Below are 26543 nucleotides of genomic sequence, written 5' to 3'. Positions count from 1 at the left end.
GATCTATTTGTCGAGGACCTTCCATCGACGTGTCTCGGCGTGACGTTCCGCCCCCACCCAGTTACCCGACAGTCTCTGAGCCCGGCCGCGCCGCCGCCCACCACCACCACGTCGTACGTCTCGTTCACCGGAATGTCCCCCTACTTGTCGGCTGAGCCCACCATCCGTCGCCACCGCTCGCGTGGCAAGTATCGTTGCCGTTATGGCAAGCGAGGACAGCGCCGCGCTGGCGGCCGTCGGCCCCCGGTTGCGTGCCCTGCGCCACCAGCGCGGCACCACGCTCACCCAGCTCGCCGAGCTGACCGGCATCTCGGTGAGCACCCTGTCCCGGCTGGAGTCCGGCAGCCGCCGGCCCACCCTGGAACTGCTGCTCCCGCTCGCGCGGGCGTACCAGGTGGCGCTCGACGAGCTGGTGGACGCCCCGGCTACCGGCGACCCCCGCATACGCCCCGAGCCGATCGTGATCCACGGCGTGACGCACCTGCCGCTGACCCGCCGGCCGGGCGGCCTCCAGGCGTTCAAGCAGATCTTCCCGCCGGACCCGACCGCCGGGGGACGGACCCCGCAGGTCCACGAGGGGTACGAGTGGCTGTACGTGCTCTCGGGCCGGCTGCGTCTGGTGCTCGGTGACCGCGACCTGATCCTGACGCCCGGGGAGGTGGCCGAGTTCGACACCCGCATCCCGCACCTCATCATGAACCCCGGGCCCGGCACGGCCGAGGCGCTCAGCCTCTTCGGGCCGCAGGGGGAGCGGCTGCACGTACGCGCCCGCCCCGCCGGGGCCGACCGCTCCGACTGAGCGACGACCGTCACACCATCGGCGACCTCGTGTCGTGAGCGGACATGCGCGGAGGCCGGACCGGTTCCCCTCCGGTCCGACCCCCGCGACGGGCCGCGCTAGGCGCGGAGCCTGCGTCGCCGGACGACCAGCAGCAACGCGGCACCGAGCAGTACCGCCAGCACCCCGGCGGCCATCCAGCCGCCGACCGGGAACGACGTACCGGTCACCGGCAGCTTGCCCTTCACCAAAATGGTGATGATGGACTCCGGCGCCACCGGCGCGGGCCCGTCCGGCGGGGTGCCCGTCGCCGTCGCGGTGTTACGCACCGAGCCGTGGTGGTAGTCGGCCTTGCTGACCGTGTACGTCGCCGCGCAGGTCACCGCCGCACCCGCGGCCAGGGTGACCGCGCCGTTGGGTGTCCGGTCCGGCCCACAGGTGATCGGACCGAGGTTGGCCGGCGCCGCCGGCGCCGTGAGGGTGTCGGTGATCGTGACGTCGGTCAGCGTCACCTGCCCGGTGTTGGTGACGACGAACTGGAACGGCACCTGCTGACCGGGCCGGCTGATCTTCTCGGTGCTGCTGGACTTCACCACGGTGATCGCCGCGCCGCGGGTGGCGGTGACCTAGGCGGTGACGGGTCCGGAGCGTACCGGGGCGGGCGGGTCCTGGCCCGGGATGGTCGGCGGCGTGCCGGCCGCCACGGCCGTGTTGGTGATCCGGCCGGCCTCGATGTCCGCCGCCGTGACGGTGTAGGTCGACGTGCAGGTGGTGCTCGCTCCGGCGGGCAGGGTGACGCTGCCGTTCGGGACGGACGACGGTCAGCGGCGACGACACGCTCAGCGTGGGGCGGCCAGCGGCGGCGTCGTCGACCCGAACGCGGTCAGGAACCGGTCGCGGAACGAGTCCATCGACCACACCGGCGCCTGCGGACCGGGACGCAGGCCGTCCTGCCAGCCCCACCCCGCGATCCGTTCGAGCACCTTCGGGTCCCGCGCGACGATCGTGATCGGCACATCCCGGCTCGCCCCCTCGCCGGTCACCACCGGAGCGGGCTGGTGGTCACCCAGGAAGACCAGCACCAGATCGTCGTCACCGTAGGTCTGCACGTAGGAGATCAGCGCTGCCAGCGAGTAGGCGATGGCCTGCCGGTAGCCGGCCCGTACCCGGCCGGTGTCCCGGTCGTCGGCGTCGCCGTCCTCCTTGGCGCCGGCGTCACCGTGGTAGATCGAGCCGTCGCCCACCGCGTCCCAGCCGATCATGCGGGGCACGGCCGTCCACGGGGAGTGGCTGGAGATCAGCGGGATCTCCGCCATGATCGGACGGTCCGCGTCGGCCCGGACCTGCCGCTGGAGGAACGACAGCGTGTACTGGTCGGGCATCGGCGCGTAGCTGAACTTCGGGCCGCGGTAGCCGAGCGCCGCGGTGTCGTAGTAGCGGTCGTAGGAGAAGAAGTCCTTCTCCGGCCAGGGCTGGGTCGCCGCCGGCAGCACGCCGACGGTCTGCCAGCCGGCCCGGCGGAACGCGCCGTTGAGCGTGAGCCGGTCACTGGCCAGCAGGCTGCGGTGCCGTTGCTCGTTGTCCGTCCACAGACCCGACAGCAGGGTGTCGTGCGCCAACCAACTGCCACCGCCGAACGTGGGGGAGGTGAGGAATCCACTACGCGACCCGTACCCGGCCGCCCGCAGCCGCTCGGTCCCGGCGTCCAGCACCGGGTTGACCTGCGGCGCCAACTCCGGGTCCTCCACGGCGTCGCGCCCGTAGCTCTCCACGAAGGCGAGGACGACGTCCTTGCCGCGCAGCCCGGTCAGCAACTGCTCGCCCGGGGCGTCCTGGAACGGGTCGGCGTCGATCTGGGCGGTGAACCGGCTCCGGTCGTGCAGCCGCGCGTCCACCTGCTCGATGTGCGCACCCACCAGCGCGGTGGTCCCGGCGTCGGCCACCGGCACGCCCGGGACGATCCGTGCCCCGGCGACGGCGCAGACCACCCAGGCGACCGTCAGCGCGGCCACCGCCCGGGTCGCCGTCCGCTCGTGGTCGACCAGCAGCGACGCCAGCCGCCGCAGGGCCACGGTCACCACGACCAGCAGCAGGCCGACCAGCAGCACGACGCCGACCACCGCGCCGACCGCGCCGGTCCGCCCCGCCGAGTCCCGGACGAACCCGAACGCGTCGTCCAGCAGCAGCCAGTCCAGCACCAGATCGAACGGCCGGTCGAGGGCCGTGCGGAACCCCAGGTCGGCGAGCCTCACGATGGCCAGCAGGCCGAGCAGCGGCCCGATGACTGCCACCACCGTCCGCCGTGGGCGCGGCGGCAACGCCAGCAGCAGCGCGGCGACCAGCAGACCCTCCAGCGGGATGCGCACGAACGCGCCGGGGGTCAGTTCGCCGAGCCGGTCCGGGCCGACCAGGACGGCGTACACCAGCAGGACCGCCAGCGCCGTGCCCGCCCACCGCAACGCCCGCCGCGCCGGGCCGCGCGGCACCGGCGACACCACGGGAGTACGCGGACCGGCGTCACCTGTCGACGCGGAGCGCCCGCGCAGCCGGTCTGCCAACCGGCGTCGCCGGGTGGAAAGGGTCATCGGGGCCTCCAGCAGTCTGAGTGGACCGTACCGCCCGAACGGGCCACCAGCGCGGGCGTGCGCACCGGCAGTAGCGGATGGGCCGGCCGGGGCGCCGGGCGGCGACGCCACAACCACGCCACGTCCCGGCCGAAGGACTCGACCAGCAGCCCCAACGCCGTCACCAGCACCACCGTCGTCCACGGCTCCGGAAGCGCCCGCGCGGCGGCCACCGTCAACAGCACCCCCTGGGCGGCGGCCACCACCTTGCGCCAGAAGCGCGGCGGCAGCGAGCCCCGCAGCCAGGGCAGCACCGCGCTCGCCGCGACGAAGACGTACCGCATCGCGCCGATCGCCAGCACCCAGTTCCCGGCCGCCGGTGCGACGTACACGCTGAGGACCAGGATGAGGAACGCGTCGACCTCCATGTCGAAGCGGGCCCCCAGGGCGCTGACCGTGCCGGTGCGCCGGGCGACCTGGCCGTCCACCGCGTCCAGCACCAGGGCCACCGTGCTCAGCGCGACCAGCAGACCCACCGGCGTCGGGCGGTCGAACGAGTTCACCACCAGCGCGGTGACCGCGCCGACCAGGATGCCCCGGGCCAACGTCACCCGGTCGGCGGGGCCGAGGCGGGACGCGTCCGACAGGTGCAGCCCCCGGCTCAACGTGAGGCAGGTGACCGCCGCGTAGCCGGCGCCGGCCAACCAGCCCGCCGTGTCCAGACCCACGGTGACGGCCAGCGCCGCCAGCGCGACAAGCTGTGCGGTAAGCCCGATCACCGGACCGCTTCGAACTGTGGGCACCGTACCTCCGTGTTTATGATCGACGACCCCGACAGGGAAACACGGAAATCAGGGCTGTTCGGTTCGACCGGGACAAAAGGTGAGGTGTACGAGGGTGAGCCGCGAGGCGTACGCCTGCTGGGTGCGCGAACCCGGCGCGGCGGAGATCCGGCCGGTGTCGCTACCCGACCCGGGCCCCGACGAGGTGCTGGTCCGGGCGCGCTACTCCGGAGTCAGCCGGGGCACCGAGACGCTGGTGTTCGCCGGCCGGGTGCCCGCCGACCAGTACGCGGCGATGCGCGCCCCGTTCCAGGAGGGTGACTTCCCCGGCCCGGTGAAGTACGGCTACCTCAGCGTCGGGGTGGTCGAAGAGGGCCCGCCGGAGCTGCTCGGGCGTACGGTGTTCTGCCTGCACCCCCACCAGAGCGCGTACGTCGTGCCAGCGACCGCCGTCGTGCCGGTGCCGGACGACGTGCCGCCCGCCCGTGCCGTGCTCGCCGGCACGGTGGAGACCGCCGTGAACGCCCTGTGGGACGCCGCGCCCCTGGTCGGTGACCGGGTCAGCGTGATCGGCGCGGGCATGGTGGGCTGCTGCGTCGCGGCGCTGGTGGCGCGGTTCCCCGGTGTGGACGTCGAGCTGGTCGACACCGACGCCCGCCGGGCCGGGGTGGCCGGGGCGCTCGGCGTCCGGTTCGCGCGACCCGCCGACGCGACCGGCGACCGGGACCTGGTCGTGCACGCCAGCGCCACGTCGGCCGGCCTGCAACAGGCGCTGGACCTGCTCGCGCCCGAGGGCACCGTGATCGAGCTGAGCTGGTACGGCGACCGCCAGGTACAGGTGTCCCTCGGTGGCGCGTTCCACTCCGGACGGTTGACCGTGCGCAGCAGCCAGGTCGGCATGGTCGCGCCCGCGCGGCGCGGTCGCCGCAGTTACACCGACCGGTTGGCGCTGGCCCTGGACCTGCTCGACGATCCGGCGTTCGACGCGCTGATCACCGGCGCGTCCCGGTTCGCCGAACTACCCGACGTACTCGCCCGACTGAGCGCGGGCGACCTGCCCGCGCTCTGCCACCTCATCACCTACGACGACGGGGAGTGACCGTGTTCAGCGTGACCGTTCGGGATCACATGATGATCGCCCACAGTTTCCGGGGCGAGGTGTTCGGCCCGGCCCAGCGCCTGCACGGCGCGACGTTCGTGGTGGACGCGACGTTCCGCCGGCCCGACCTGGACGACGACGGCATCGTCGTGGACATCGGCCTCGCCACCGAGCAGCTCCGGGCCGTGGTCGGGGAGCTGTCCTACCGCAACCTGGACGACGAGCCTGCGTTCGCCGGGATGAACACCACCACCGAGGTGCTGGCCCGTACGGTCGCCGACCGCCTAGCCGAGCGGGTGCACGCCGGAGAGCTGGGCGCCGGTGCCCGTGAGTTGGCCGGCATCACCGTCACCCTGCACGAGTCACACGTAGCCTGGGCCAGCTACGAGCGGTCGCTGTGACCGACGCGGGCCGGTCGACACCGGCCCACACCGTCGGAATCGACGGCCCGCGTCGGCGTACGGTGCACGTCGTCCTGCCCGGTGACATCGACGACCCGGCCGCGCCCAGCGGCGGCAACACGTACGACCGGAGGGTCTGCTCCGGGCTCGGCGAGCGCGGATGGCTGGTGCACGAGCACCAGGCGCCCGGCGCGTGGCCGCACCCCGACCCCGCGGCGCGGGCCGCGCTGGCCCGGCTGCTCGCCGCCGCGCCGGACGACGCCGTGGTGCTCGTCGACGGCCTGGTCGCCTCGACCGTGCCGGACCTGCTCGCCCCGCACGCGACACGGCTGCGCCTCGTCCTGCTGGTGCACATGCCGCTGGACGACGAGGCCGAGGGTCGGGCGCTGGCCACCGCCCGGGCCGTTGTCACCACCAGTGAATGGACCCGCCGTCGCCTGCTGGCCCGCCACCGGTTGCCGGCCGACCGCGTCCACGTCGCGCCGCCCGGGGTGACGCCCGCACCACCGGCGCCCCCCGGCAGCGCAACCGGTGACCGGCTGCTCTGCGTCGCTGCGGTCACCCGCCACAAGGGCCACGACATGCTGGTCGACGCCCTGTGCGTGCTGGCCGACACGCCCTGGACGCTGGTCTGCGCTGGCACGCTCACCCGGGAACCCGAGCTGGTGCACCGACTGCGCGACCGGCTCGCCGGCGCCGGCCTGTCGGAGCGGGTCCGGCTGGCCGGCCCGCTGACCGGCCCGGCGCTCGACGTCGCGTACGCCACCACCGACCTGCTGGTCCTGCCGTCACGGGGCGAGACGTACGGGATGGTCGTCACCGAGGCCCTCGCACGTGGCGTACCGGTGCTGGGCACCGAGGTGGGGGGCCTCCCGGAGGCGCTCGGCAGTGCTCCCGACGGTGCCGTACCCGGTCTGCTGGTTCCGCCGGACGACCCGGCCGCCCTGGCCGGCGCGCTGAGCTGGTGGCTGAGCGACGACGAGCTGCGGTCCCGGCTGCGGCGCGCGGCGCTCGCCCGCCGCGAGACCCTGACCGACTGGCCGGTGACGATCGCGCGCCTGGCCGCCGTGCTGGAGGAGGTGACGGGGTGACCGTCGAGGAGACCCTGCCGTTCGCCGACTGGCTGCGTCTGCGGGAGCCGGCCGACGCGGCGGCCCGCGCCGAGGACCTGGTGGACGCCGTCCGACCCCGGCTGGCCGGCCACGACCCGATCGTGATCCACGACCTGGGCAGCGGCACCGGTTCGATGAGCCGCTGGCTCACCGCGCGGCTGAGCGGACCACAGCGGTGGGTGCTGCACGACCGGGACGCCGACCTGCTGGCCCGGGCCGCCGACGGCATGGCCGGGGTGACCGCCGCCGACGGAGCGCCGGTCACCGTGGACATCCGCTGCGGCGACCTGACCCGGCTGAGCGCCGCCGACCTGTCCGACGGCGCGCTGGTCACCGCGTCCGCGCTGCTCGACATGCTGACCGCCGAGGAGGTCGAACGGGTCGTCACGGCCTGCGTCGACGCCGGTCGTCCCGCCCTGTTCGCGGTATCGGTGACCGGACGGGTCCGGCTCACCCCCGCCGACCCGCTCGACGCCGCCGTCGAGGAGGCGTTCAACGCGCACCAGCGGCGTACCGTCGACCGCCGCCGGCTGCTCGGCCCGGACGCCACCGCCGTCACCGCCGCCGCGTTCACCCGCCGGGGCGTACCCGTGCGGGAGCGGCCCAGCCCGTGGCGGCTCGGCCCCCGGCAGGCCGACCTGGCCGCCGAGTGGTTCCGGGGCTGGCTCGGCGCGGCCTGCGAGCAGCGCCCCGAACTGGCCGGCCCGGCCCGCGCGTACGCCGAACGTCGACTGGCCGAGGCCGCCGCCGGCCGGCTGGGCGTGGTGGTCGAGCACCGGGACCTCCTGGCCGGCGGATGAACCATCGACGCCCTGGGTACGTGCATTAAGAGAGTGGACGATCTTCAGGGAGGGCCGGCGTCGATGGTGTGGGCCTGGGCACGAGTGGTCGGCGGGGTGGGCCTGCTCGCCGTCCTGCTGTGGCAGGTGGGTGGCGGCGCGTTCCTCGCCGGCGTACGGCTGATCAACGCGCCGGCGCTGGCCGCGGCCCTGCTCATCGGCGTGCTCACCACGGTCTGCGCCGCCTGGCGGTGGAGCCTCGTCGCCGGTGGACTCGGCGTGCGGCTGCCGCTGGCGACCGCGGTGGCGCACTGCTACCGGGCGGTGTTCCTCAACGCCACACTGCCCGGCGGTGTCCTCGGGGACGTCCACCGGGCGGTGCGTCACGGCCGCGACGCCGGCGACGTCAGCCGGGGCATCCGCGCGGTGGTCTGGGAGCGTACCGCCGGTCAGGTGGTCCTGGTGGGTGTCGCCCTGGTGGTGCTCGCGGCGTTCCCGTCCCCGGTGCGGCCGTACCTGCCGGCCGCCGCCGCCCTGCTCGTGGCGGTCGGGCTGGCCGCCGTACTCCTGGCTCGTCTGTCGCCCGGGACCGGCCGGTCCCGGTGGGCGCGCGGCTTACGCACCGCCGTCGCCGACGTGCGGGCCGGGCTGCTGGCCCGGCGGACCTGGCTGGGCGTGCTGGTCGCCTCGGCCGTGATGGTCGCCGGTCACCTGGCGACCTTCCTGGTGGCGGCGCGGACCGCAGGGTCCGACGCTCCGCTGACCCGGCTGCTGCCACTGACCCTGCTCGCCCTGCTGGCGATGGGTCTGCCCCTGAACGTCGCGGGCTTCGGCCCCCGCGAGGGGGTGGCGGCCTGGGTGTTCGGCGCGGCCGGTCTCAGCGCCGCCGAAGGCGTCGCCACCGCGACCGTCTACGGCGCCCTCGTGCTGGTGGCCAGCCTGCCCGGCGCGGCCGTGCTGCTCGCGCGGCGAGCCCGCAATCCCACCACCGCTCGGGAAGCCGCCTTGCGCGGTGGCTGTTGAGTCAGTGGTGAGACGGTACGCGCCGCCGTCCGAGGACGGCGCCGGACAAAGGAGTCCCATGCCCGAAGCACTGCCGGTCGCCACGGTCCGTACGCAGGTCACGGTGCCGCTGGCGTTCCCCGACGGCTACACCACCACTGTCCGGGTCTGCACGTTCAAGGGCCTGGTGGACGGTCGGGAGCACCTCGCTCTCGGCCTGGGTGACTGGGCCGGCGCGCTGGACCGGCTCGCCGCCGGCGGTGAGCCACCGCTGGTCCGCCCGCACAGCGAGTGCCTGACCGGGGACGTGTTTGGCAGTCAACGCTGCGACTGCGGGCCGCAGTTGCGCGAGGCGGTGCAGCGGATCGCCGAGACCGGCGGCTTCCTGCTCTACCTGCGTCAGGAGGGCCGGGGCATCGGCCTGTACGCGAAGCTCGACGCGTACGCCCTCCAGGACGCCGGCCTGGACACCTACCAGGCCAATGTGGCGCTGGGCCGAGGCGAGGACGAGCGCGACTACACCGTCGCCGCGCAGATGCTGGCCACCCTCGGCGTGCCGCGCGTACGCCTGCTCAGCAGCAACCCGGACAAGGCCGAGCAGTTGACCCGGCTGGGCGTGGACGTCGCCGAACGCGTACCCACCAGCATCTTCCTCTCCCCGGCCAACGCCGACTACCTGGCCGCGAAGGCCGCCAAGGCGGCAGAGGCGGCAGCGGCGGAGGCGGAGGCGGAGGCGGAGGCGGCAGCGGCAGCGGCGGAGGCGGCCGAGGCCGAGGCGCAGGCGGGCCGTACCCCTGACCGGCCCGTCTCCCGGTGAGCTGCCGGCCGGCGTCGCCACGGCCCTACGTGCTGCTGAGCTGCGCCACCTCCATCGACGGGTACATCGACGACGCCTCCGACCAGCGCCTGCTGCTGTCCAACGAGGACGACCTCGACCGCGTCGACGCGGTCCGGGCGGGCTGCGACGCGATCCTGGTCGGCGCCGCCACCGTCCGCCGCGACGACCCCCGCCTGCTGGTGCGGTCCGCGTCGCGGCGGACCGAGCGGTTGGCGTGCGGCCGGCCCGCCTCGCCCACCAAGGTGACGCTGACCGCGCGCGGGGACCTCGACCCGACCGCCCGGTTCTTCACCGCCGGCGACTCCACCCGGCTCGTCTACTGCGCCAGCGGAGCGCTGGACAAGACCCGGGAGCGGGTCGGTGCTCTGGCCACCGTCGTCGACGGGGGAGAGCCGGTCGACCTCGGGTGGATCCTCGCCGACCTGGCGGCCCGGGGTGTGCGCCGCCTGATGGTCGAAGGTGGTGGGACGGTGCACGCCCAGTTCCTCACCGCCGGCCTCGCCGACGAGCTGCACCTGGTCGTCGCCCCGTTCTTCGTCGGCGACCGCCGGGCGCCCCGCTTCGTCGGCGAGGGGGCCTTCCCCTGGCACCCGGGCCGCCGCGCCCGACTGGCCGAGGCCCGCCCGATCGGCGACGTGGTGCTGCTGCGCTACGCGCTCTCCGACCGCTGCCCCGACGACTGACGGCGACGTCGCAGCGCGTACGCGAGCGCGCTGAGCAGGAAGAGCGCGCCGCTGAGCGCCAGCCAGCGCAGCAGGTACGGCCGCTGGGTCTGGCCGGTGGCCGCCTCGTGGGTCGTCTCGCCCCAGCGCAGGATGCCGGGGGCGTAGACCAGGAACAGCAGCGCCGTGCCGAGCGCCGGCACCCGCAGGTGGTTGAGCAGTGCGACACGACTCGGTGCCATCGCGCGCAGCACGCGGTCGGCGCTCGCGTACACCGGAAACAGCACCAGGTCGTGGGCGATGACCGCGCCGACGAACCAGAGCAGCATCCGGCCGAACGTCGCCTCCTGGGCGAGCCGCAGCGCCACCCAGCCGGCGAGGACGATCACCGCCGTCACCAGGACGAGGTGCCAGGGCGCGGCGCCGTAGGCGGCCCGCAGTCGCGCGGTCCGCTCAGTCATCGATCCGCCCCCGGAAGTCGATCTCGGCGACCCACTTGGTGCAGTGCACGCCAGGCAGGGCGGGCACGATGATCCGGGCCGGGTAGCCGTGGTCGGGGGCGAGGTCGACGCCGTTGACCCGCAGGGCCAGCAGCGAATCCGGATCGAGCACCTGGTTGGCCGCGAGCACCGCCGTGCGGAACAGCCCGGCCTGCTCCAGCGACGACACCCGCGCCGACACCGGGTCGGGGACCCCGGCGAGCGCGGCCAGGTCCCGAAGGCGTACACCCGTCCAGGTCTGCCGGGTCGACCAGCCCTCGACGCAGGCGATGGGCAGCGCGGCGGTGTGCTGTGCCAGGGCCAACAGGGCGGGCCGGTCCAGGCTCACGCTCCGGCCACCGCCGCGCAGCGTCAACCGCCAGCTCGCGTCGGTCTGCTCGGGGCGTACGCCGGCGGCGGCCACGGTGCGGTTGACCGGGAAGCCGTTCGGTCCGGTGCCGGGCTGTCGTCCCCGGGGCAGCAGCAGCGCGGTGCGCCGCAGCGGGCCGTCCAGGCTCTGCCCGATGGTCAGAACCGCCAGCAGCAGCGCGCCGCCGCCCACCAGGGCCACCGCCCCACGGCGGCTGACCGTGGCCGGCCCGGGTTCGGTCGCGACCAGGCCGTCCGGGTCGGGCGGTTCGGGTCGCGTGTCGACGCGCGCGGTCCGCAGCTCCGTGCCCAGCGGGCGGGACCGCAGGGCGGTCACCAGCCGGGGAAACTTGATGATCACGTGCGTCACGAACGCCGCGGTGAAGATCCACGCACCGAAGTAGTGGGCGGTGTAGAAGTCGAAGCCGAACACGTACGAGTACTGGATGTTGAGCAGGCCGGTGGCGATCTGGAACAGAATCCCGCCGACCAGCAGCAGCAGGGTGAGCCGCTCCAGCACCTGCGCCAGGGAGCGGGCCGGCGGCCAGTCGAACAGCTTCGGCAGCACCGACCACAGCTTGCCCAGCACCACCGGGACGAGCACGATACCGAGCGCCACGTGCAGGCCCTGGGTGACGCGGAACAGCCAGGACGGCCGCGTGGGCCAGTCGAAGAGGGGCAGCCGCAGCCAACCGATGTCCTGCGGGAACGCCTGGTCGAAGCGGGGGCCGTAGGCGGCGTAGTCGAGCAGCCCCGTGATGATCACCAGTGGCAGCGCCACCAGCAGCGCCGATCCGTAGACAGCGGTGAGCCAGGGACCACGCAACGGACTGCGCCAGGCGCGCTCGGCCGCGTCCACACCCGGCGGACGATGCCGGGCCAGCCCTCGCCAGAGCCCGCGCGGCGCGCCGTAGCCCTCCGCATCCGACGCCGGGACCCCGCTGCCGCCCGGGCCAGCCCTGCCTGCTGGCACTCGCTGCTCCCTCCTCGCCGTCACGCTCCGCCGTCGCCAGCCCGTCGGTCCACCGGGCGCGAGCGCCGACGGCGGGCACTGCCGGCAGGTTAGACCGCAGGGGTACGGCGGAACGGGGTTTACCGCATTACCGAACGCTTACCGGGCCACCGCCGCCCGCCGAGCTGTTGCGAACTCCTTACGGCTGCGCCGAACCGGCCCGTCGGGCGCCCGACCGGCCCTACCGTGGCCGACATGCGCGTACTGGTCACCGGCGCGGCCGGGTTCATCGGGTCGCAGGTCGTCGACCTGCTCGTCGAGCAGGGCCACGAGGTGGTGGCGCTCGACGCGCTGCTGCCCCAGGCACACGGCGGGGAGCTGCCCGCCTGGTCACGTGAGCACCAGGTGGTGCGCGGCGACGTCCGTGACGGCCCCCTGCTGGACCGCCTGCTGGCCGGTGTGGACGCGGTCTGTCACCAGGCGGCGATGGTCGGCCACGGCCTCGACCCGTCGGACGCCCCCGACTACGTCACGCACAACGACTACGGCACGGCGGTGCTGCTGGCCGCGCTGCACCGGGCGGGGATCGGCCGTCTGGTGCTGGCCAGCTCGATGGTGGTGTACGGCGAGGGGCGCTACGCCTGCCCCGAGCACGCCACGGTGCGCCCCGCGCCACGGCGGCCCGAGGACGTGGCGGCCGGCCGGTACGACCCGACCTGCCCCCACTGTGGTCGCGGACTCGATCCGGTGCTCGTGCCCGAGGACGCGCCTCTGGAGCCGCGCAGCACGTACGCCGCCAGCAAGCTCGCGCAGGAACACCTGGCCGCCGCCTGGGCCCGGCAAACCGGTGGGACGGTCTGGGCGCTGCGGTACCACAACGTCTATGGCCCGCGAATGCCCCGCGACACCCCGTACGCCGGGGTAGCGTCTATCTTCCGGTCGGCGCTGGCGGCCGGCGTGGCTCCCCGCGTGTTGGAGGACGGCCGGCAACGGCGAGACTTCGTCCACGTCACCGACGTGGCGCGGGCCAACCTGCTGGCGCTCACCAGCGGCCTGCCGCCGGCCACCCTGGTACCGGTGAACGTGTGCTCTGGCGAGCCGCACACCGTCGGGGAGCTGGCGGTCGCCCTGGCCGAGGCGATGGGCGGGCCGGCCCCGCAGGTCGTGGGCGGGGCCCGTGCGGCCGACGTGCGACACGTGGTCGCCGACCCGCGCCGGGCTGCGGAACTGCTCGGCTACACCGCCCGGGTCGGCTTCGCCGAAGGCGTGGCCGGCTTCGCCACCGACCCTCTACGCGAACCAGCCGCCGTAGCAGGCTGACCGCCCGCCCCCCGCCGCCCGCCCCCCGCCGCCCGCCGCCCGCCGCGGCTCATGGCTCGTGGCTCGTGGCTCGTGGCGGGGCGTCCCCTGGCCACCGCACGCCCTGCGGCCGCCGCCTGCCGCCTACGTCCGTAGCCCTATGCCCGTAGCCCTATGCCCGTAGCCCTATGCCCGTAGCCCTATGCCCGTAGCCCTACGCCCGCAGCCTGTTGCCTGTTGGCCGCGGCTCAGCTGCCGTTGTCCGTTGACCATCACTCGGTCGCGCCACCGGCCCCGCCCGCGCCGTGTCCAGCCATGCCGGACCGATGTAAGCCGCCGTCGGCTTGTGGCCGCCGTCGGGTCGTGGCGATCACCGATAGTGGTGCGCCCAGCGAGGCGGTACCAACAATGAGCGTGATGACTGTGAGGCATCAATATGCCTCACAGTCATCACGCTCAACGGAGTGGTACGGCCCGCAGCCGTCCGCATTGGCCGTGCCCCTGTCCCTACCCCACATGACCGCCGCTCTTCGCGCGCCTGCGCCTTCGCGCGCCTGCGCCTTCGTGCTGCTCGCGCCGCGCCGTGCTGCTCGCGCCGCGCCGTGCTGCTCGCGCCGCGCCGTGCTGCTCGCGCCGCGCCGCGCCGTGCGGCCGGCGCGTCGCCGTGCGCGCCGCCCACGTGGCTGCGCGTCTCTGCGCCCGCGCGTCGGTTTTAGGAGACCGTCCAGACCAGGTGGTTGACGGCCAGCGCGGTGAGCGCCTGCGCGGCCAGCCACCAGCGCCGCGAGGTCGCCGGCAGGTGGGCCGTGGCGACCAACAGCCAGACGACGAAGGGTAGCCAGATCCGCTCCACCTCCGCCTTGCTCAGCCCGGACAGGTCCGCGCCGAGGACCGCCACCAGGGCCGCCAGCGGTAGCAGCACTGTGGGCCCGGCTGCGCGTACCGCTGCTGCCGCAGGCAGGGCCAACCGCCCGGCGGGCCGCCAGCCGGGCGCGGCCGTCAGCGCGTGGCGCAGCGCTGGCCCGAGGACCGGGCCGGCGCTGAGCAGCAGCGCGGCCAGGTTGGCCCAGACCCAGTAGGTGTACGGGCGGTCGGCGGCCCAGCCCTGGTAGTACCGCTGGACCACCAGTTGGTAGCCGTCCCACCATTGGAAACCCGCCGCGACGAACACCGCCGTGACGGCCGCGACGCCGATGGCGGCGGCGAGCAGAGCGTCCGGACGGTGGGTACGGCGCAGCGCCACCACGGCCAGCGCGAGCACACCGACCAGCAGGAATCCGTACGACAGGTACAGCGCGAAGCCGAGCATCGCGCCACCGGTCACGGCGGCGACGCGGCCACGGACGGCCAGCAGTGCCAGGCCGGCCGCGACCACGGCGGCGAAGATGCCGTCGGCCGAGGCGCCCACCCAGACGGCGCCCGGCAGCAGCACGAGGAACGGGACCACCGCGCGGGCCGCGTCGGGCGCGCCGAGCGCGCGCAGGGTGACCGGCACCGACACCGCGATCGTGGCGCCGAGCAGTACGCAGGCCAGCGCGGCGGCCGTGCCTCCGCCGAGGCCGATGCGGTCCAACCAGACGAAAATGAGCAACGCGCCCGGCGGGTGGCCGGCGGTGTGAGTGGACCACGACTCGGGTTGGAAGTCCACGATCCGGCCGGTGAAGCCGGCCAGCATCGCCGGGATGTCGGTCACCCCGGGAACCTCGTGCAGGTACTCGGCCTGCGGGGTGAGTCGCCGGGTCAGCCCCGCCGACCAGCCGTCCACCAGGCCCAACGACACCGTCCAGGCCACCGCCGTCAGCCACGCGGCAACCAGCAGGACGCTCCAACGGGCGGTGCGGGCCCACCGCGCGCCCCAGCCCACCACCGCGACCGCCACCACCAGCGCGGCCGGGCTGCCCCAGCCGACGTGTGGCCGCCACGTCGCGTACAGCGGAGCGGCGTCCGCGTGCAGCCCGGCGTCGCGCGCGTTGAGCAGGGCTCCCACCAGCACGGCGACGCCGAGCAGCGCCGCCTCGATGCCCAGGACCAGGAGGTCCCCGGCGTGGCGGCGGGGTGGGGTCCGCCCGGGGGCGGCGGCGAGAGCGGTGGTCGAGGCCATGACCAACGGACGGTACGGCGGCAGCCCGTCCTCGCGCTCGCCAATCGGCGGCCTGTCACCGGACGGTAAGAAATGCCCGGGTGGTAAGGGTTCGGTAAGCAGATTTCGGCCTCTGCCGCGAGGATGCCGCCCTAGCGTCGGCGGTATGCCGACTGAAATCGACGTGGTGCTGCCCTGCCTGGACGAGGCAGCCGCCCTGCCGGGCGTGCTCACCGCGCTGCCGCCCGGCTACCGGGCCATCGTGGTGGACAACGGCTCGCGGGACGGCTCGCCCGAGGTGGCCGTCCGGCACGGTGCCCGGGTGGTGCACGAACCGCGGCGCGGCTACGGCGCGGCCGTGCACGCCGGCCTGGAAGCCGCCGAGGCGGAGGTGGTGTGCGTCCTCGACGCCGACGGCTCGTTCGATCCCGCCGAGCTGCCGGCCCTGGTCGCGCCGGTGTCCGCCGGTACGGCCGACCTCAGCGTGGGCCGGCGGCGGCCGGTCGGGGCGGGGGTGTGGCCGTGGCACGCCCGCGCCGGTACGGCGCTGGTCGCCGCGCTGCTGCGCCGTCGGGGCGTACCGCTGCGGGACCTCAGTCCCATCCGGGTGGCCCGCCGGCAGGCGCTGCTCGACCTCGGCGTCACCGACCGGGCCTTCGGCTACCCCCTCGAACTGCTGATCCGCGCTGCCGCCGCCGGCTGGCGCATCCACGAGATGGACGTCACCTACGCTCCCCGCGCCGCCGGTACCCGGTCCAAGGTGTCCGGTTCGGTGCGGGGCACCCTGCGTGCCACCCGCGACTTCGCCGGCGTGCTGCGGACCGTGGACGGCCCCCGGTGACCGTTCTGCTGGTGGTCGCCAAGGCGCCGGTCGCCGGGGCGGTGAAGACGCGGCTCTGCCCACCTGTCACGCCGGCCCAGGCGGCCCGGATCGCCGCCGCCGCGCTGCGCGACACCCTCGACGCCGTCCGCGCCACCCCCGGCGTCACTCCCGTGCTGGCCTGGTCGGGTCGTCTGGCCGAGGCGGAGGACGCCGACGCGTTGACCGACGCGTTGGCCGGCTGGTCGGTGCTGGACCAGCGCGGCGTCGGGCTCGGCGACCGGCTCGCCAACGCGTACGCGGAGGTCGCGGCGGCGTACCCCGGGCAGCCGGTCGTGCAGATCGGCATGGACACCCCGCAGGTGACGCCGACCCGGCTGGCTGCGGCGGTGGCGGGGCTGCGCGCCGCCGACGCGGTGCTCGGCCGGGCGCACGACGGCGGCTGGTGGTCGTTGGGGCTGCGGGACCCGCGGCACGCCCGGGTGTTGCGCGACGTGTCCATGTCGACTCCCGATACCGGTCATGACACGTGGGCGGCCCTCACGGGACACGGTCTGCGTACCGCGCCGCTGCCGGTGCTGCGCGACGTCGACGAGTGGCCGGACGCCCTCGCGGTGGCCGTCGAGGTGCCCGAGGGGCGCTTCGCCCGGCAGGTCGCGGCGGTCCGCCTCACACTGCTGCCGGAAGGTCGCCGGTGAACCCCGTCGACACCGCCCCGGTCGAAGTCGCGCCGCCCGTACGGTCGCCGTCCGCGCCGACGACGCCGGCCCGAGGGTACGACGAGTCTCCCGCGGATCCATTCGCCACCGCGCTCGCCGTCGACCGCGTCACTCTGCGGCGGTGGCTGGTGCACGGCGATGGTGTCCGTAGCCGGCTCCCCGTGGACCGCTGGCACGGCACGGCCGAGCCGGCGGTCGCCGGGCTCGTCGCCCGCTGTGGCGGCCCGACGCTCGACCTCGGGTGCGGGCCGGGGCGGCTCACCGTGGCGCTGACCCGGGCCGGCCTGACCGCGGTCGGCGTGGACGTCTCCGCGACGGCGGTGCGGCTTACGCGTGCCCGTGGCGCGGTGGCGGTGCACGGCGACCTGTTCGGACCGCTGCCGGCCGAGGGCCGGTGGGCCCACGTGGTGCTGATCGACGGGAACATCGGTATCGGCGGCGAGCCGGTCGCGCTGCTGCGCCGCTGCCGGGAACTCCTCGCACCGGGTGGCACGGTCCTGGTCGAGCTGGAGCCACCCGGCGCGGGGCTGTGGCAGGGGCAGGCCCGGGTGGCCGCCGAGCAGCGGGCCGGCCGGGTGCTGCTCGGTCCGGTGTTCCGCTGGGCCCGGCTGGACGCGCGGGCCGTGCACCCGGTCGCCGAGTCCGCCGGGATGGTGGCGCGGGACGTCTTCCGGCAGGGGCGCCGTTGGTTCGGTGAGCTGCGGGTGAGCCGCTGAGGGCGCGGGCGTCAGGCCGTCGGCAGGCGTACCACGAATCGGCAGCCACCGACGACGTTCTGCACGTCCACCCGGCCGCCGTGCGCCTCGACCAGCCCGCGCACGATCGCCAGCCCCAATCCGCCGGAGCCCTCCCCACCGGGGCGGGGCGTCCGGGCCGGCTCGCCCCGGAACGCCACGTCGAACAGGCGGGGCAGGTCGTCGTCGGGAATGCCGCCGCAGGTGTCGGCGACCGCCAGCCAGGCGGCGTCGCGTTCACACCCGGCGTCCACCCGTACCGTGCCGTCGCTCGGCGTGTAGTGCACCGCGTTGAGCAGCAGGTTTCCCACCACCCGGGCCAGCTCGGGTTCGCTGGCCCGCACCGTGGGCCAACCCGACTCGGCGGCCACCAGGCGGATGCGGCGGGCCTTCGCCAGCGGCGCCGTACCGGCCAACGCGTCGGAGACCACCTCGCCGAGGGGCACCGCCGACAGGGTCAGGCGCAGCGCCCCGGCGTTGATCCGGGACAGCTCGAACAGGTCGTCGACGAGTCGGGTCATCCGGTCGGTCTGCACGCGGATGCGCCGGTGGTACTCGGCGACCGTCGCCGGGTCGTCGACCACCCGGTCCTCCAGCGCCTCGGCCATCGCCCGCAGGCCGGCCAGCGGTGTCCGCAGGTCGTGCGACACCCAGGCCACCAGGTCCCGGCGACCCTTCTCGACCCGGCGTTCCCGCTCCCGGGCCTGGGCCGCCCACACCGCGGCCGCGGCCAGTCGACGCCCGAAGTACCAGCCCACTCCCAGGCTCACGACCGCCGCCGCGGCGACCGTGAGCAGGACGACCTGGAGGTCGTGGGGGGACAGGAACATCGCCTGGGCGACGACCACCACCCCCGCCACCACGGCGACGACGGTGATGGTGAGCAGGACGCACACGTGCACGGTGATCGACCGGTGCCGCAGTAGCCGCAGGGTGAGCGCGCCGAGCAGGCCCACGCCGAGCGCGGCCGCGAGCGCCGCCCCGAAGATCAGCGCCAGGTCACGCATCGGCCGGCTCGTACCGGTAGCCGACACCCCAGACCGTGACGATCCGTCGCGGCTCGGCCGGGTCGTCCTCGATCTTCTCCCGCAGCCGCCGGACGTGCACCGTCACCGTGGACTGGTCGCCGAAGTTCCATCCCCACACGCGTTCCAGCAGCTCGGCGCGCTTGAACGCCCGCGTCGGGTGCCGCATCAGGTGCGCCAGCAGGTCGAACTCGCGCAGCGTCAGGGCCAGGTCGCGGCCGTGCAGCCGGGCGATCCGGGGCGCGGTGGCCACCTCCAACCCCGCGTCGATGAGCAGCTCGGCCGCCGGTGCGGCCGGCTCGCCGACCCGGCGCAGCACCGAACCGACCCGCAGCACCAGCTCGCGCGGCGAGAACGGCTTGCCCAGGTAGTCGTCGGCGCCCAGTTGCAGCCCGAGCACGCGGTCCGCCTCGTCGCCGCGGGCGGTCAGCATGATGATGGGTACGCCGTCCGGCCGCTCCCGCAGTCGCCGGCACACCTGCAACCCGTCCAGTCCGGGGAGCATCAGGTCCAGGACGACCAGGTGCGGCGGCCGGTCCTGGACGGCGTCGAGGGCGGCCAGTCCGTCCCCGACGTGGCTCACCTCGTACCCGGCGTGTTCCAGGTAGCGGCAGACCACGTCGCTGACGGTCCGGTCGTCGTCGACCACGAGCACCCGCTGCGCCACCGGCCCACCTCCCCGCAGCCAGCCTAGCCAGGGCCGCTGACGGAGCCGGACGGGGCAGATCTTGCGGTTCCCTTACGGCGCGGGGAAGGTCGGTCGGCGGCGACCCGTACGATGCTCCGGTGATTCTCCGGGGTGTCGTCCGCGCCGATCGTCCGCTGGTGGTGCTCGCCGTCGGTGAGGAGGCCCGCTACCTGCCGGACGAGCTACCGGTGCTGCTCACCGGCATGGGCAAGGTCAACGCCGCCAGCGCGGTCGCGGCGGTGCTGGCCGCCGGGACGCGCCCCAGCCTGCTGCTCAACCTGGGCACGGCCGGGGCGCTGCGTCCCGGCTGGACGGGCATCCACGAGGTCGCCACCGTCCTCCAGCACGACCTGGACACCGCCCTGCTGCGCACCCTCACCGGTCAGACCTACGGTGCGCCGCTCTCGCTGGCCGCCGAGGGCGCGGTGCTGGCCACCGGCGACACGTTCGTGGCGGACGACGACGCGCGGGACCGGCTGGCGCAGCGCGCCGACCTGGTGGACATGGAGGGGTACGCGGTGGCCTGGGCCGCCGCGCAGGCTGGCGTGCCGTGCCGGCTGGTCAAGCAGGTCAGTGACGAGGCGGGGGAGGGCGCGGCCCGGACCTGGCGGGAGTCGGTGGACGCCTGCGCCCGGGACCTCGCCGAGTGGGTCGGGCGACACCTCGCCTGACCGCCACCAGCTACCCGGGCAACGACTACGGCCTGATCCGCTACACCGGCCGGATCGCCCACCCGAGTGCCGTCTACACCTATCCCGGGCTGCTCACGGCGCCATCCTCGGCATCCTCTCCGGGGGCAGCGGCAACTGCACCTCCGGCGGCACCACCTACTACCAGCCCATCACGGAGGTGCTGGCCGCGTACGGACTGACCCTGCCTTGACCTCCGTTGCGCTCTCCGCAACGGGTTGCTCGCGTGGCACAACGCACCTAGGCTCGGCGAGACCCCGGACCCCTCCCCGAGGACGTGCGCCGCGATGCCGAGCAAGCCCCGACCCGACCGCGTGGCCGCCCCGGCCGGTCCGCCGCCGGCCGAGGTGGTCACGGTGGGGGAGACCATGGTGGTGCTGTGCCCGCCCGCGGGTGAGCCGCTGGAGCACGCCGAACGCGTCGACCTCTCGATCGGCGGCGCGGAGTCCAACGTGGCCGGCTACCTGGCCCGGCTCGGCCACCGGGCGACCTGGGTGAGCCGGGTCGGTGACGACCCGTTCGGCCGGCTGGTCGTCCGGCACGTCGCCGACGCCGGCGTCGGCGTCGACTTGGTGGCGGTGGACCCGGCCGCGCCTACCGGTCTCTACGTCAAGGACCCCGGTCCCACGGCCACCGCCGTGCACTACTACCGGGCCGGCTCGGCGGCGTCCCGGATGGACCCCGGCGCGCTGGCCGACCCGCGGCTGGCCGGCGCGCGGGTGCTGCACCTGTCCGGCATCACCCCGGCGCTGTCGGCCTCCTGCCGGGCGCTGGTCGAGCACGCGGTGACCGACCGACCGCTGCCGGGCGCGCTGGTCAGCTTCGACGTCAACCACCGCGCCCGGCTCTGGCCCGCCGAACGGGCCGCGCCCGTGCTGCGCGACCTCGCCGACCGCAGCGACGTCGTGTTCGTCGGCCAGGACGAGGCGTACGCCCTCTGGGGCACGAGCGACCCGGCCGCCGTACGCCGACTCCTGCCCGGCCCGGACACGGTGGTCGTCAAGGACGGCGCGGTCTGCGCCACCGCCCTGCTCCGCCACGCCGAGCCGGTCGTCGTCCCGGCCCCCCGCGTGTCCGTCGTGGAGCCGGTGGGCGCGGGTGACGCGTTCGCCGCCGGCTACCTGGCCGGGTTGCTGCGCGACCTCGACCCGGTGCGGCGGCTGCGCCTCGGTCACCTCGTCGCTGTGCAGGCGCTGGGCAGCACCGGTGACAACGCGCCGCTGCCGCCGTGGTCGTGGTTCGAGCGGCTGCTCGACGGCCCCTGGTCGCCACCCGACCTGACCGCCGCGCGAGCGGAGGGCTGAGCGGTGTCCGAGGGCGTCGACCGGGCCATGCGCGTGCTGGAACTCCTGGCGCGCGAGCCGGCGCAGCTCGGCGGGGTGGCCGCCCACCTGGGGGTGCACAAGTCCACCGCGCTGCGGCTGCTGCAGACCCTCGAGGCGGGCGGCTTCGCACGCCGTACCGACGGCGGCTGGACGGTGGGTCTGCGGCTGATCGACCTCGCCCAGCAGGCACTGGACTCGCTGGACGTCCGCGCGGTGGCCCGTCCCCACCTGGCGGCGCTGGGCCGCGACTGCGGGCACACCATCCACCTGGCGCAGCTGGTCGACGACGACCTCGTCTACGTCGACAAGATCGAGGCGCGGGGCCAGGTGCGGATGTACTCCCGGATCGGCCGTACCGCGCCCCTGCACGCCAGCGGGGTGGGCAAGGTGGTGCTCGCGTACAGCCCGGCGTCACGGTTGTCGCACCTGGTCGACGGCGTCACGCTGCCGGCGTACACCCCGGCCACCATCTGCGACCCGGCAGCGCTGCGCGCGGAGCTGGCGGCCGTCGCGGCGCGGGGTTGGGCCGCCGACGACGGCGAGTTCGAGCCGTTGATCACCTGTGTGGCCGCGCCGGTACGGCAGGCCGACGGGTCGGTCACGGCTGCGGTGTCGGTGACCACGCCGACGGTGGTGGCCACCCTCGACGACCTGCGCGCCGTGCTACCCCGACTGCTGGCCACCACCCAGCAGATCTCCCGCGACCTCGGATGGAGTGGACCATGACCACAACGGATTTCGCGCACATCTTCGGCGGCGCCCGGGTGATGGCGATTTTGCGCGGCCTGCCGGTCGCCGAGACCGTCCGGCTCGCCGAACGCGCCTGGGACCTCGGTATCGACGTCGTGGAGGTGCCGGTCGCCACCGCTGACGCGGTGCCCGCCCTGCGGGCCGCCGTCGAGGCGGGCGCGGCGCGCGGCCGGATCGTCGGGGCCGGCACGGTGCTCGACGCCGACACGGTCGCGGCGGCGGCCGACGCGGGCGCCGCGTTCACCGTCGCGCCCGGTCTGGACCTCGCGGTGGCCGACGCCGCCGCCGCGCGCGGCCTGCCGCACCTGCCCGGCGTGGCCACCCCCACCGAGGCGCAGCAGGCTCTGCGGCACGGCCTCACGTGGCTCAAGGCGTTCCCCGCGATCTCCCTCGGGCCGGCCTGGTTCAAGGCCATGGCCGGCCCCCTGCCGCAGCTCCGCTTCGTCGCCACGGGCGGCCTCGACGCGACGAACGCCAAGGCATTCCTGGACGCCGGCGTCCGCGTGGCAGCCGTCGGCTCAGCCCTGACCGACCCCACCCAACTGGACCAGCTGGCCAAGCTGACAATCCGCCAACGCTGACCCACCCCACCCCACCCCACCCCACCCCCGCCGTCCGACCGGCCGGTGGTCTGCGCCATCGATCATGGAGTCGTGGTGGGGTGCGAAGGCCACCTTTCGCCCGAATTCGGGCACCACAACTCCATGATCGACCGGGGCGGCTGGTGTGGCGAGTTTGTGCCATGGCGTGAACACGCCGGGGGATCGCGGGGTACCGGGGGTGCGCTTACGCGGATGCTGTGCTGCGTACCGCTCCTTAACACAAAGAGGTCCTCGTGGCTCTGTCTTTCAGGCGCCGCCGATCCGGGCTGATCGCCCTCGGCGCCGCTCTCGCTCTGGCCGCCGGGTTCACCCCACCCGGCACGGGGGCGTCCGCCGCCCCACCCGGCAACCCACTGCAACCGGCCGGCCATCCGCCTGCCGCCCCGGGTCGGGCGTCCACCATCACCCTGATCACCGGCGACATCGTCACCGTCACCACCGCGGCCGACGGCAGCACCGTCTCGACCGTCCGCCGTCCGGACGGCAGCACGCCGACCTTCCACCGCACCGTGCTCGACGGCGACACCTACGTCTACCCGGACGCCGCCCTGCCGTACGTCACCAGCGGCCTGCTGGACCGGCGGCTGTTCAACGTCACCGACCTCGTCGCCGACGGCTACGACGACGCGCACTCTGACGCGCTGCCGCTGATCGTCACCCTGACCGACGCTGCGGCCCGCGCTCGTACCCGCCCCGCTGTGGACGGCGCGGAGCTGGTCCGGCCGTTGGACAGCGTGCGGGGCGCGGCACTGGCCCGCCCGCGTGGCAGCGCCGACCGGTTCTGGGGCGCGCTGACCGCCGGCACGGCCCGCCGTACCGGCGACACCCCGACCCTCACCGGCGGCATCGCCAAGGTCTGGCTGGACGGCCGGGTGCACGGCGACCTCGCCGAGTCCACCGCGCAGATCGGCGCGCCGAAGCTGTGGGCCGAGGGCAACACCGCCGCCGGTGTCGACGTCGCGGTACTCGACTCGGGGGCGGACGCGGAGCACCCGGACCTCGCCGGCCAGATCGCCGAGTCCAGCAGCTTCGTGCCCGACGAGCCCGACATCCTCGACTACAAGGGACACGGGACGCACGTCGCCTCGACGATCGCCGGCACCGGCGCCGCGTCCGACGGTGTCGAGCGCGGTGTCGCTCCCGGCGCCCGGCTGCACGTCGGCAAGGTGCTCAACAGCGAGGGCAGCGGGCAGGACTCGTGGATCATCGCGGGCATGGAGTGGGCGGCCCGGGAACAGAAGGCCCGCGTGGTCAGCATGAGCCTGGGCGGTGAGTCCACCGACGGCAGCGACCCGATGAGCCAGGCCGTCGACCGGCTCAGCGCCGAGACGGGCGCACTCTTCGTGATCGCCGCCGGCAACAGCGGCCCGGCGAGCATCGGCAGTCCCGGCGCGGCGAACTCCGCGCTCACCGTGGGCGCCGTCGATTCCACCGACCACCTCGCCGACTTCTCCAGCCAGGGCCCGCGCACCGGCGACGGTGGGCTTAAGCCCGAGATCACCGCGCCCGGCGTGGACATCCTGGCCGCCCGCTCCCACCAGGTACGCGGCTCCGGGGAGTACACACTGATGAGCGGCACGTCGATGGCGACGCCGCACGTGGCGGGCACGGCCGCGCTGGTCGCCGCCGCGCACCCCGACTGGACCGGTCAGCGCATCAAGGAGGCGCTGGTCAGCACCGTCAAGGCCACGCCGGGCTACACCCCGTACCAGGCCGGCGCCGGTCGGGTGGACGCGGTCGCCGCCGTGCACGCCACCGTCTTCGCCACCCCGAGCGCCTACTCCGGCTTCCAGGCGTGGCCACAGCAGTCCGGCGGGACCGTCGACCGGACGGTCACCTACACCAACATCGGTAGCGCGCCGGTCACCCTGAAGCTGACCATCGACGCGCCGACCGCGCCGGCCGGGCTCTTCGCGCTCTCCGCCGACAGGGTCACCGTGCCGGCGGGCGGCACCGCGACGGTGACGCTCACCGCGACGTACGACAGGTTGCCGATCGAGCAGCAGATCAGTGGCATGATCGTCGCCACCGACGACGCCGGTGCCGTACGCGGTCGTACCCTGATCGGTGCGGGCAAGGAGGGTCGGCGGCAGAACCTGACGCTCGTCGCGAAGGACCGGGACGGCAAGCCGCTCGCCGGCAAGGTCCTCCTCAGCACCGACGGCCGGTTCACCACCGTGGACCTGCCCGAGAGCGGCACCGCGACGCTGCGGCTGCCGGTGGCGAGCTGGTCCGGTTGGATCTGGGCCGACGTGCGCGGCGTGCACGGGCCGCGCTCGAAGGGCATGGCGATGCTCAGCTTCGTCGACGTCGACCTGAGCGCCGACCGCACCGTCACCCTGGACGCGCGCAATGCCCGACAGGTGCGGGCCGAGGTGCCGCAGGAGGCGACCGCCACCTCGCTGCGGATGGACATCCTCCGCTCCACCGGCGCCAACCTCACTGAGAGTCAGGTGCTGCCCGACGATTCGTACGACAGCATGTGGGCGCTGCCGACGGGCCGTGCGGTCACCAACGGTGAGTTCGAGTTCGGTGCCCGGTGGCGGCTGGAACAGCCGGCGCTGACCGTGACGGCCGGCGGCCGGTCGTACGACGATCTGCTGGTCAAGCGGGCTACCCCGGCGTTGCCGGAGGGTCGTCGCCAGCTCGACGCGGTCTACGTCGCCGATGCGTCGGCGGCCGAGCTGGCGAAGCGGCCGGTCCGGGACCGGGCGGTGGTGGTCCGGCGTAGCGACACGGTGGACATCGCCACCCAGGCGCAGGCCGCCGCGGCGGCCGGGGCCACGCTGCTGCTGGTGGTCAACGACGGCGTCGGCCGGCTCCAGCCGTGGGACGAGGCGCCGTGGAGCCCGGAGAGTCCGGCCCCGGTGACCGTGGCGACCCTCACCGCCGACGAGGGCGACCAGCTCGTGGCGGCGTTGGAGCGCGGCCCGGTGCGGCTGACCGTCGAGTCGCACCCGGAGACGACCTACCTGTACGACGTGGCGCACCACTGGACCGGCGCGGTGCCGGCCGACCCCACCTACCGGCCGACGAAGCGGCAGCTGGCCCGGGTGGACGTGGAGTTCCGCAACTACCGACAGGGCAAGGCGCTGGAGTTCCGCACCGACATCTGGCGGGGCTGGGCGTCGAGCAACCAGGAACCCGCCCCGGCGCAGGGCCGGCGCACCGACTGGGTGAGCGCCGACCAGCGGTGGGTCGACGACGCGTACATCGTGCGCGAGACGGGCCAGCACCCGATGGAGGTGGCCACCTACGCGGCGGACAAGCCGAGCGCGGTCACCTGGTTCGGGCCGATCCAGCGGCCCCGCATGGGCGGGAGCTACGTTCCCGTGCGGTACCTGGACACCGTCTACCTGCCCGTACCCGGGTGGGGAGACGGCGGCGGGCACGTCGGAGAGGCGTACGCCAACTTCGACATGGTCAACCGGACCACCCTCTACCAGGGAGACACGGAGCTGAGGTGGGGTAACGCCGAGTACCTCCAGGTGGGCAGCCTGCCGGCGCAGCGTCTGCCGTACCGCCTGGTGGTGGAGAACGACAGGGCGGCCTGGACCAATCCGTACTCCCGGCAGACCCGCACCGAGTGGGGCTTCAGCTCGGCGGCCACCGGCGCGGAGTCGCCCGAGGTGCTGCCGATGATCCAGCTCGATTACCAGGTGGCCATCGACGCCGACGGTACGGCGTCGCGGCGGGCGCCGCTCACCGTGGTGGCCTCCCAGCTGCCCGGTGTCTCGGCCACGGTGGGTCCGGTCACCGTCGAGGTGTCCTACGACGACGGCAGGACGTGGCAGAAGCCGCGGCTCACCCGGCACGGTGACGGCTGGAGTGCCTCGCTGGACGCGCCGGCGAAGGCCCGTTTCGTGAGCCTGCGGACGAGCGCGCGCGACGCGGCCGGCAACACCGTGAGCCAGAGCATCACGAGGGCCTTCGGTCTGCGCTAGGAACGACCGGGCCGCCGGGGGGGGGGGGGGGGGCGCCGCCCCGCGGGCGGC

The 26543-nt window shown here is 74.6% G+C and carries 26 protein-coding genes; 17 read left to right on the top strand and 9 right to left on the bottom strand.

The genetic code is table 11. The features are described from left to right. Positions 1–202: 202 nt before the first annotated feature. The gene (locus ACLQ24_RS07375; protein WP_425889863.1) at positions 203–799 is read left to right on the top strand and encodes a helix-turn-helix domain-containing protein; all 597 of its coding nucleotides are present in this window, start codon (positions 203–205) and stop codon (positions 797–799) included. 98 nt (positions 800–897) lie between these two features. Here the strand turns inward: ACLQ24_RS07375 and ACLQ24_RS07370 are convergent, their stop codons facing one another. Genes ACLQ24_RS07370 through ACLQ24_RS07355 form a run of 4 tightly spaced genes read right to left on the bottom strand, consistent with a single transcriptional unit; the run spans position 898 to position 4145 of the window. Next, positions 898–1374, bottom strand: a complete 477-nt coding sequence (locus ACLQ24_RS07370; RefSeq protein ID WP_425889861.1) for a DUF7507 domain-containing protein — start codon at positions 1372–1374, stop codon at positions 898–900. A 30-nt stretch (positions 1375–1404) separates the two neighbouring features. Further along, a complete protein-coding gene (locus ACLQ24_RS07365; RefSeq protein ID WP_425889869.1) occupies positions 1405–1569 on the bottom strand; it encodes a DUF7507 domain-containing protein in 165 nt (54 codons plus the stop codon). A 48-nt stretch (positions 1570–1617) separates the two neighbouring features. Then, positions 1618–3363, bottom strand: coding sequence for a sulfatase-like hydrolase/transferase (locus ACLQ24_RS07360; RefSeq protein ID WP_425889860.1), 1746 nt, complete (start codon positions 3361–3363; stop codon positions 1618–1620). Continuing rightward, the gene (locus ACLQ24_RS07355) at positions 3360–4145 is read right to left on the bottom strand and encodes a CDP-alcohol phosphatidyltransferase family protein (protein ID WP_425889858.1); all 786 of its coding nucleotides are present in this window, start codon (positions 4143–4145) and stop codon (positions 3360–3362) included. Before ACLQ24_RS07355 ends, ACLQ24_RS07360 begins: the two co-directional genes overlap by 4 nt. A gap of 94 nt (positions 4146–4239) precedes the next feature. On the opposite strand from ACLQ24_RS07355, the gene ACLQ24_RS07350 reads away from it, so the two are divergent. The 7 genes from ACLQ24_RS07350 (at position 4240) to ACLQ24_RS07320 (ending at position 10038) form a co-directional block, all read left to right on the top strand. Continuing rightward, on the top strand, positions 4240–5223 hold the full coding sequence (locus ACLQ24_RS07350; RefSeq protein WP_425889856.1) for a dehydrogenase: 984 nt from the start codon (positions 4240–4242) through the stop codon (positions 5221–5223). A gap of 2 nt (positions 5224–5225) precedes the next feature. After that, positions 5226–5624 (top strand): 6-pyruvoyl trahydropterin synthase family protein, encoded by a 399-nt coding sequence (locus ACLQ24_RS07345; RefSeq protein WP_355245317.1) that lies wholly within the window; start codon positions 5226–5228, stop codon positions 5622–5624. A gap of 38 nt (positions 5625–5662) precedes the next feature. After that, on the top strand, positions 5663–6715 hold the full coding sequence (locus ACLQ24_RS07340) for a glycosyltransferase family 4 protein (protein WP_425889867.1): 1053 nt from the start codon (positions 5663–5665) through the stop codon (positions 6713–6715). After that, positions 6712–7536 carry a class I SAM-dependent methyltransferase gene (locus ACLQ24_RS07335; protein ID WP_425889854.1) on the top strand — a complete coding sequence of 275 codons (825 nt, stop codon included), beginning with the start codon at positions 6712–6714 and terminating at the stop codon, positions 7534–7536. The genes ACLQ24_RS07340 and ACLQ24_RS07335 overlap by 4 nt, the downstream gene beginning before the upstream one ends. Before the next feature lie 63 nt (positions 7537–7599). After that, the gene (locus ACLQ24_RS07330; RefSeq protein WP_425889852.1) at positions 7600–8538 is read left to right on the top strand and encodes a lysylphosphatidylglycerol synthase transmembrane domain-containing protein; all 939 of its coding nucleotides are present in this window, start codon (positions 7600–7602) and stop codon (positions 8536–8538) included. A 58-nt stretch (positions 8539–8596) separates the two neighbouring features. Then, positions 8597–9334: a GTP cyclohydrolase II gene (locus ACLQ24_RS07325; RefSeq protein ID WP_425889851.1), complete on the top strand. Its 738-nt coding sequence runs from the start codon at positions 8597–8599 to the stop codon at positions 9332–9334. Next, entirely contained in the window at positions 9331–10038 is a 708-nt protein-coding gene (locus ACLQ24_RS07320) for a RibD family protein (protein ID WP_425889850.1), read from the top strand. Before ACLQ24_RS07325 ends, ACLQ24_RS07320 begins: the two co-directional genes overlap by 4 nt. Here ACLQ24_RS07320 and ACLQ24_RS07315 read toward each other — a convergent pair. Next, a complete protein-coding gene (locus tag ACLQ24_RS07315) occupies positions 10005–10478 on the bottom strand; it encodes a hypothetical protein (RefSeq protein ID WP_425889849.1) in 474 nt (157 codons plus the stop codon). The two genes, ACLQ24_RS07320 and ACLQ24_RS07315, sit on opposite strands and share 34 nt — an antisense overlap. Further along, the gene (locus ACLQ24_RS07310) at positions 10471–11838 is read right to left on the bottom strand and encodes a molybdopterin-dependent oxidoreductase (RefSeq protein ID WP_425889848.1); all 1368 of its coding nucleotides are present in this window, start codon (positions 11836–11838) and stop codon (positions 10471–10473) included. The genes ACLQ24_RS07315 and ACLQ24_RS07310 overlap by 8 nt, the downstream gene beginning before the upstream one ends. Before the next feature lie 234 nt (positions 11839–12072). Between ACLQ24_RS07310 and ACLQ24_RS07305 the strand changes: the two genes are divergently transcribed. After that, the gene (locus tag ACLQ24_RS07305) at positions 12073–13137 is read left to right on the top strand and encodes an NAD-dependent epimerase/dehydratase family protein (RefSeq protein WP_425889847.1); all 1065 of its coding nucleotides are present in this window, start codon (positions 12073–12075) and stop codon (positions 13135–13137) included. A 691-nt stretch (positions 13138–13828) separates the two neighbouring features. Here ACLQ24_RS07305 and ACLQ24_RS07300 read toward each other — a convergent pair. Next, positions 13829–15217: a hypothetical protein gene (locus ACLQ24_RS07300; RefSeq protein WP_425889845.1), complete on the bottom strand. Its 1389-nt coding sequence runs from the start codon at positions 15215–15217 to the stop codon at positions 13829–13831. A gap of 145 nt (positions 15218–15362) precedes the next feature. Here ACLQ24_RS07300 and ACLQ24_RS07295 point away from each other — a divergent pair, with 145 nt between their 5' ends. From ACLQ24_RS07295 to ACLQ24_RS07285, 3 genes are read left to right on the top strand one after another with little or no spacing between them, the layout of a single operon-like run. Continuing rightward, positions 15363–16037, top strand: a complete 675-nt coding sequence (locus tag ACLQ24_RS07295; protein WP_425889843.1) for a glycosyltransferase family 2 protein — start codon at positions 15363–15365, stop codon at positions 16035–16037. Further along, on the top strand, positions 16034–16714 hold the full coding sequence (locus tag ACLQ24_RS07290; RefSeq protein WP_425889841.1) for a TIGR04282 family arsenosugar biosynthesis glycosyltransferase: 681 nt from the start codon (positions 16034–16036) through the stop codon (positions 16712–16714). The genes ACLQ24_RS07295 and ACLQ24_RS07290 overlap by 4 nt, the downstream gene beginning before the upstream one ends. Then, positions 16711–17451, top strand: coding sequence for a class I SAM-dependent methyltransferase (locus ACLQ24_RS07285; RefSeq protein WP_425889839.1), 741 nt, complete (start codon positions 16711–16713; stop codon positions 17449–17451). Before ACLQ24_RS07290 ends, ACLQ24_RS07285 begins: the two co-directional genes overlap by 4 nt. Before the next feature lie 11 nt (positions 17452–17462). Here ACLQ24_RS07285 and ACLQ24_RS07280 read toward each other — a convergent pair whose 3' ends face one another. Together ACLQ24_RS07280 and ACLQ24_RS07275 are read right to left on the bottom strand one after the other, a co-directional pair. Then, positions 17463–18476, bottom strand: a complete 1014-nt coding sequence (locus ACLQ24_RS07280; protein WP_425889838.1) for a sensor histidine kinase — start codon at positions 18474–18476, stop codon at positions 17463–17465. Beyond that, the gene (locus tag ACLQ24_RS07275) at positions 18469–19161 is read right to left on the bottom strand and encodes a response regulator transcription factor (RefSeq protein ID WP_425889836.1); all 693 of its coding nucleotides are present in this window, start codon (positions 19159–19161) and stop codon (positions 18469–18471) included. Before ACLQ24_RS07275 ends, ACLQ24_RS07280 begins: the two co-directional genes overlap by 8 nt. Before the next feature lie 119 nt (positions 19162–19280). Here ACLQ24_RS07275 and ACLQ24_RS07270 point away from each other — a divergent pair, with 119 nt between their 5' ends. The 5 genes from ACLQ24_RS07270 to ACLQ24_RS07250 all read left to right on the top strand — a co-directional run bounded on the left by ACLQ24_RS07270 (position 19281) and on the right by ACLQ24_RS07250 (position 26492). Next, positions 19281–19853, top strand: a complete 573-nt coding sequence (locus tag ACLQ24_RS07270) for a nucleosidase (RefSeq protein WP_425889835.1) — start codon at positions 19281–19283, stop codon at positions 19851–19853. Positions 19854–20158: 305 nt separating this feature from the next. Beyond that, positions 20159–21175 carry a sugar kinase gene (locus ACLQ24_RS07265; RefSeq protein ID WP_425889833.1) on the top strand — a complete coding sequence of 339 codons (1017 nt, stop codon included), beginning with the start codon at positions 20159–20161 and terminating at the stop codon, positions 21173–21175. Between the two features lie 3 nt (positions 21176–21178). Beyond that, on the top strand, positions 21179–21922 hold the full coding sequence (locus ACLQ24_RS07260; protein WP_425889831.1) for an IclR family transcriptional regulator: 744 nt from the start codon (positions 21179–21181) through the stop codon (positions 21920–21922). Further along, on the top strand, positions 21919–22527 hold the full coding sequence (locus ACLQ24_RS07255) for a bifunctional 4-hydroxy-2-oxoglutarate aldolase/2-dehydro-3-deoxy-phosphogluconate aldolase (protein ID WP_425889829.1): 609 nt from the start codon (positions 21919–21921) through the stop codon (positions 22525–22527). Before ACLQ24_RS07260 ends, ACLQ24_RS07255 begins: the two co-directional genes overlap by 4 nt. A gap of 254 nt (positions 22528–22781) precedes the next feature. Continuing rightward, the gene (locus ACLQ24_RS07250) at positions 22782–26492 is read left to right on the top strand and encodes a S8 family serine peptidase (RefSeq protein ID WP_425889828.1); all 3711 of its coding nucleotides are present in this window, start codon (positions 22782–22784) and stop codon (positions 26490–26492) included. The last annotated feature ends 51 nt before the right edge of the window (positions 26493–26543 follow it).

Source organism: Micromonospora sp. DT4, from assembly GCF_049841675.1.
Lineage (GTDB): Bacteria > Actinomycetota > Actinomycetes > Mycobacteriales > Micromonosporaceae > Micromonospora.
This window is presented reverse-complemented; position numbering and strand designations above follow the sequence as displayed.

What these genes read in the sequence shown, in the direction of transcription:
- ACLQ24_RS07375 (WP_425889863.1), top strand. Translation starts at nt 203, where the DNA reads ATGGCAAGCGAGGACAGCGCCGCGCTGGCGGCCGTCGGCCCCCGGTTG.
- ACLQ24_RS07360 (WP_425889860.1), bottom strand. Translation starts at nt 3,363, where the DNA reads ATGACCCTTTCCACCCGGCGACGCCGGTTGGCAGACCGGCTGCGCGGG.
- ACLQ24_RS07330 (WP_425889852.1), top strand. Translation starts at nt 7,600, where the DNA reads ATGGTGTGGGCCTGGGCACGAGTGGTCGGCGGGGTGGGCCTGCTCGCC.
- ACLQ24_RS07325 (WP_425889851.1), top strand. Translation starts at nt 8,597, where the DNA reads ATGCCCGAAGCACTGCCGGTCGCCACGGTCCGTACGCAGGTCACGGTG.
- ACLQ24_RS07315 (WP_425889849.1), bottom strand. Translation starts at nt 10,478, where the DNA reads ATGACTGAGCGGACCGCGCGACTGCGGGCCGCCTACGGCGCCGCGCCC.
- ACLQ24_RS07305 (WP_425889847.1), top strand. Translation starts at nt 12,073, where the DNA reads ATGCGCGTACTGGTCACCGGCGCGGCCGGGTTCATCGGGTCGCAGGTC.
- ACLQ24_RS07300 (WP_425889845.1), bottom strand. Translation starts at nt 15,217, where the DNA reads ATGGCCTCGACCACCGCTCTCGCCGCCGCCCCCGGGCGGACCCCACCC.
- ACLQ24_RS07295 (WP_425889843.1), top strand. Translation starts at nt 15,363, where the DNA reads ATGCCGACTGAAATCGACGTGGTGCTGCCCTGCCTGGACGAGGCAGCC.
- ACLQ24_RS07280 (WP_425889838.1), bottom strand. Translation starts at nt 18,476, where the DNA reads ATGCGTGACCTGGCGCTGATCTTCGGGGCGGCGCTCGCGGCCGCGCTC.
- ACLQ24_RS07265 (WP_425889833.1), top strand. Translation starts at nt 20,159, where the DNA reads ATGCCGAGCAAGCCCCGACCCGACCGCGTGGCCGCCCCGGCCGGTCCG.
- ACLQ24_RS07255 (WP_425889829.1), top strand. Translation starts at nt 21,919, where the DNA reads ATGACCACAACGGATTTCGCGCACATCTTCGGCGGCGCCCGGGTGATG.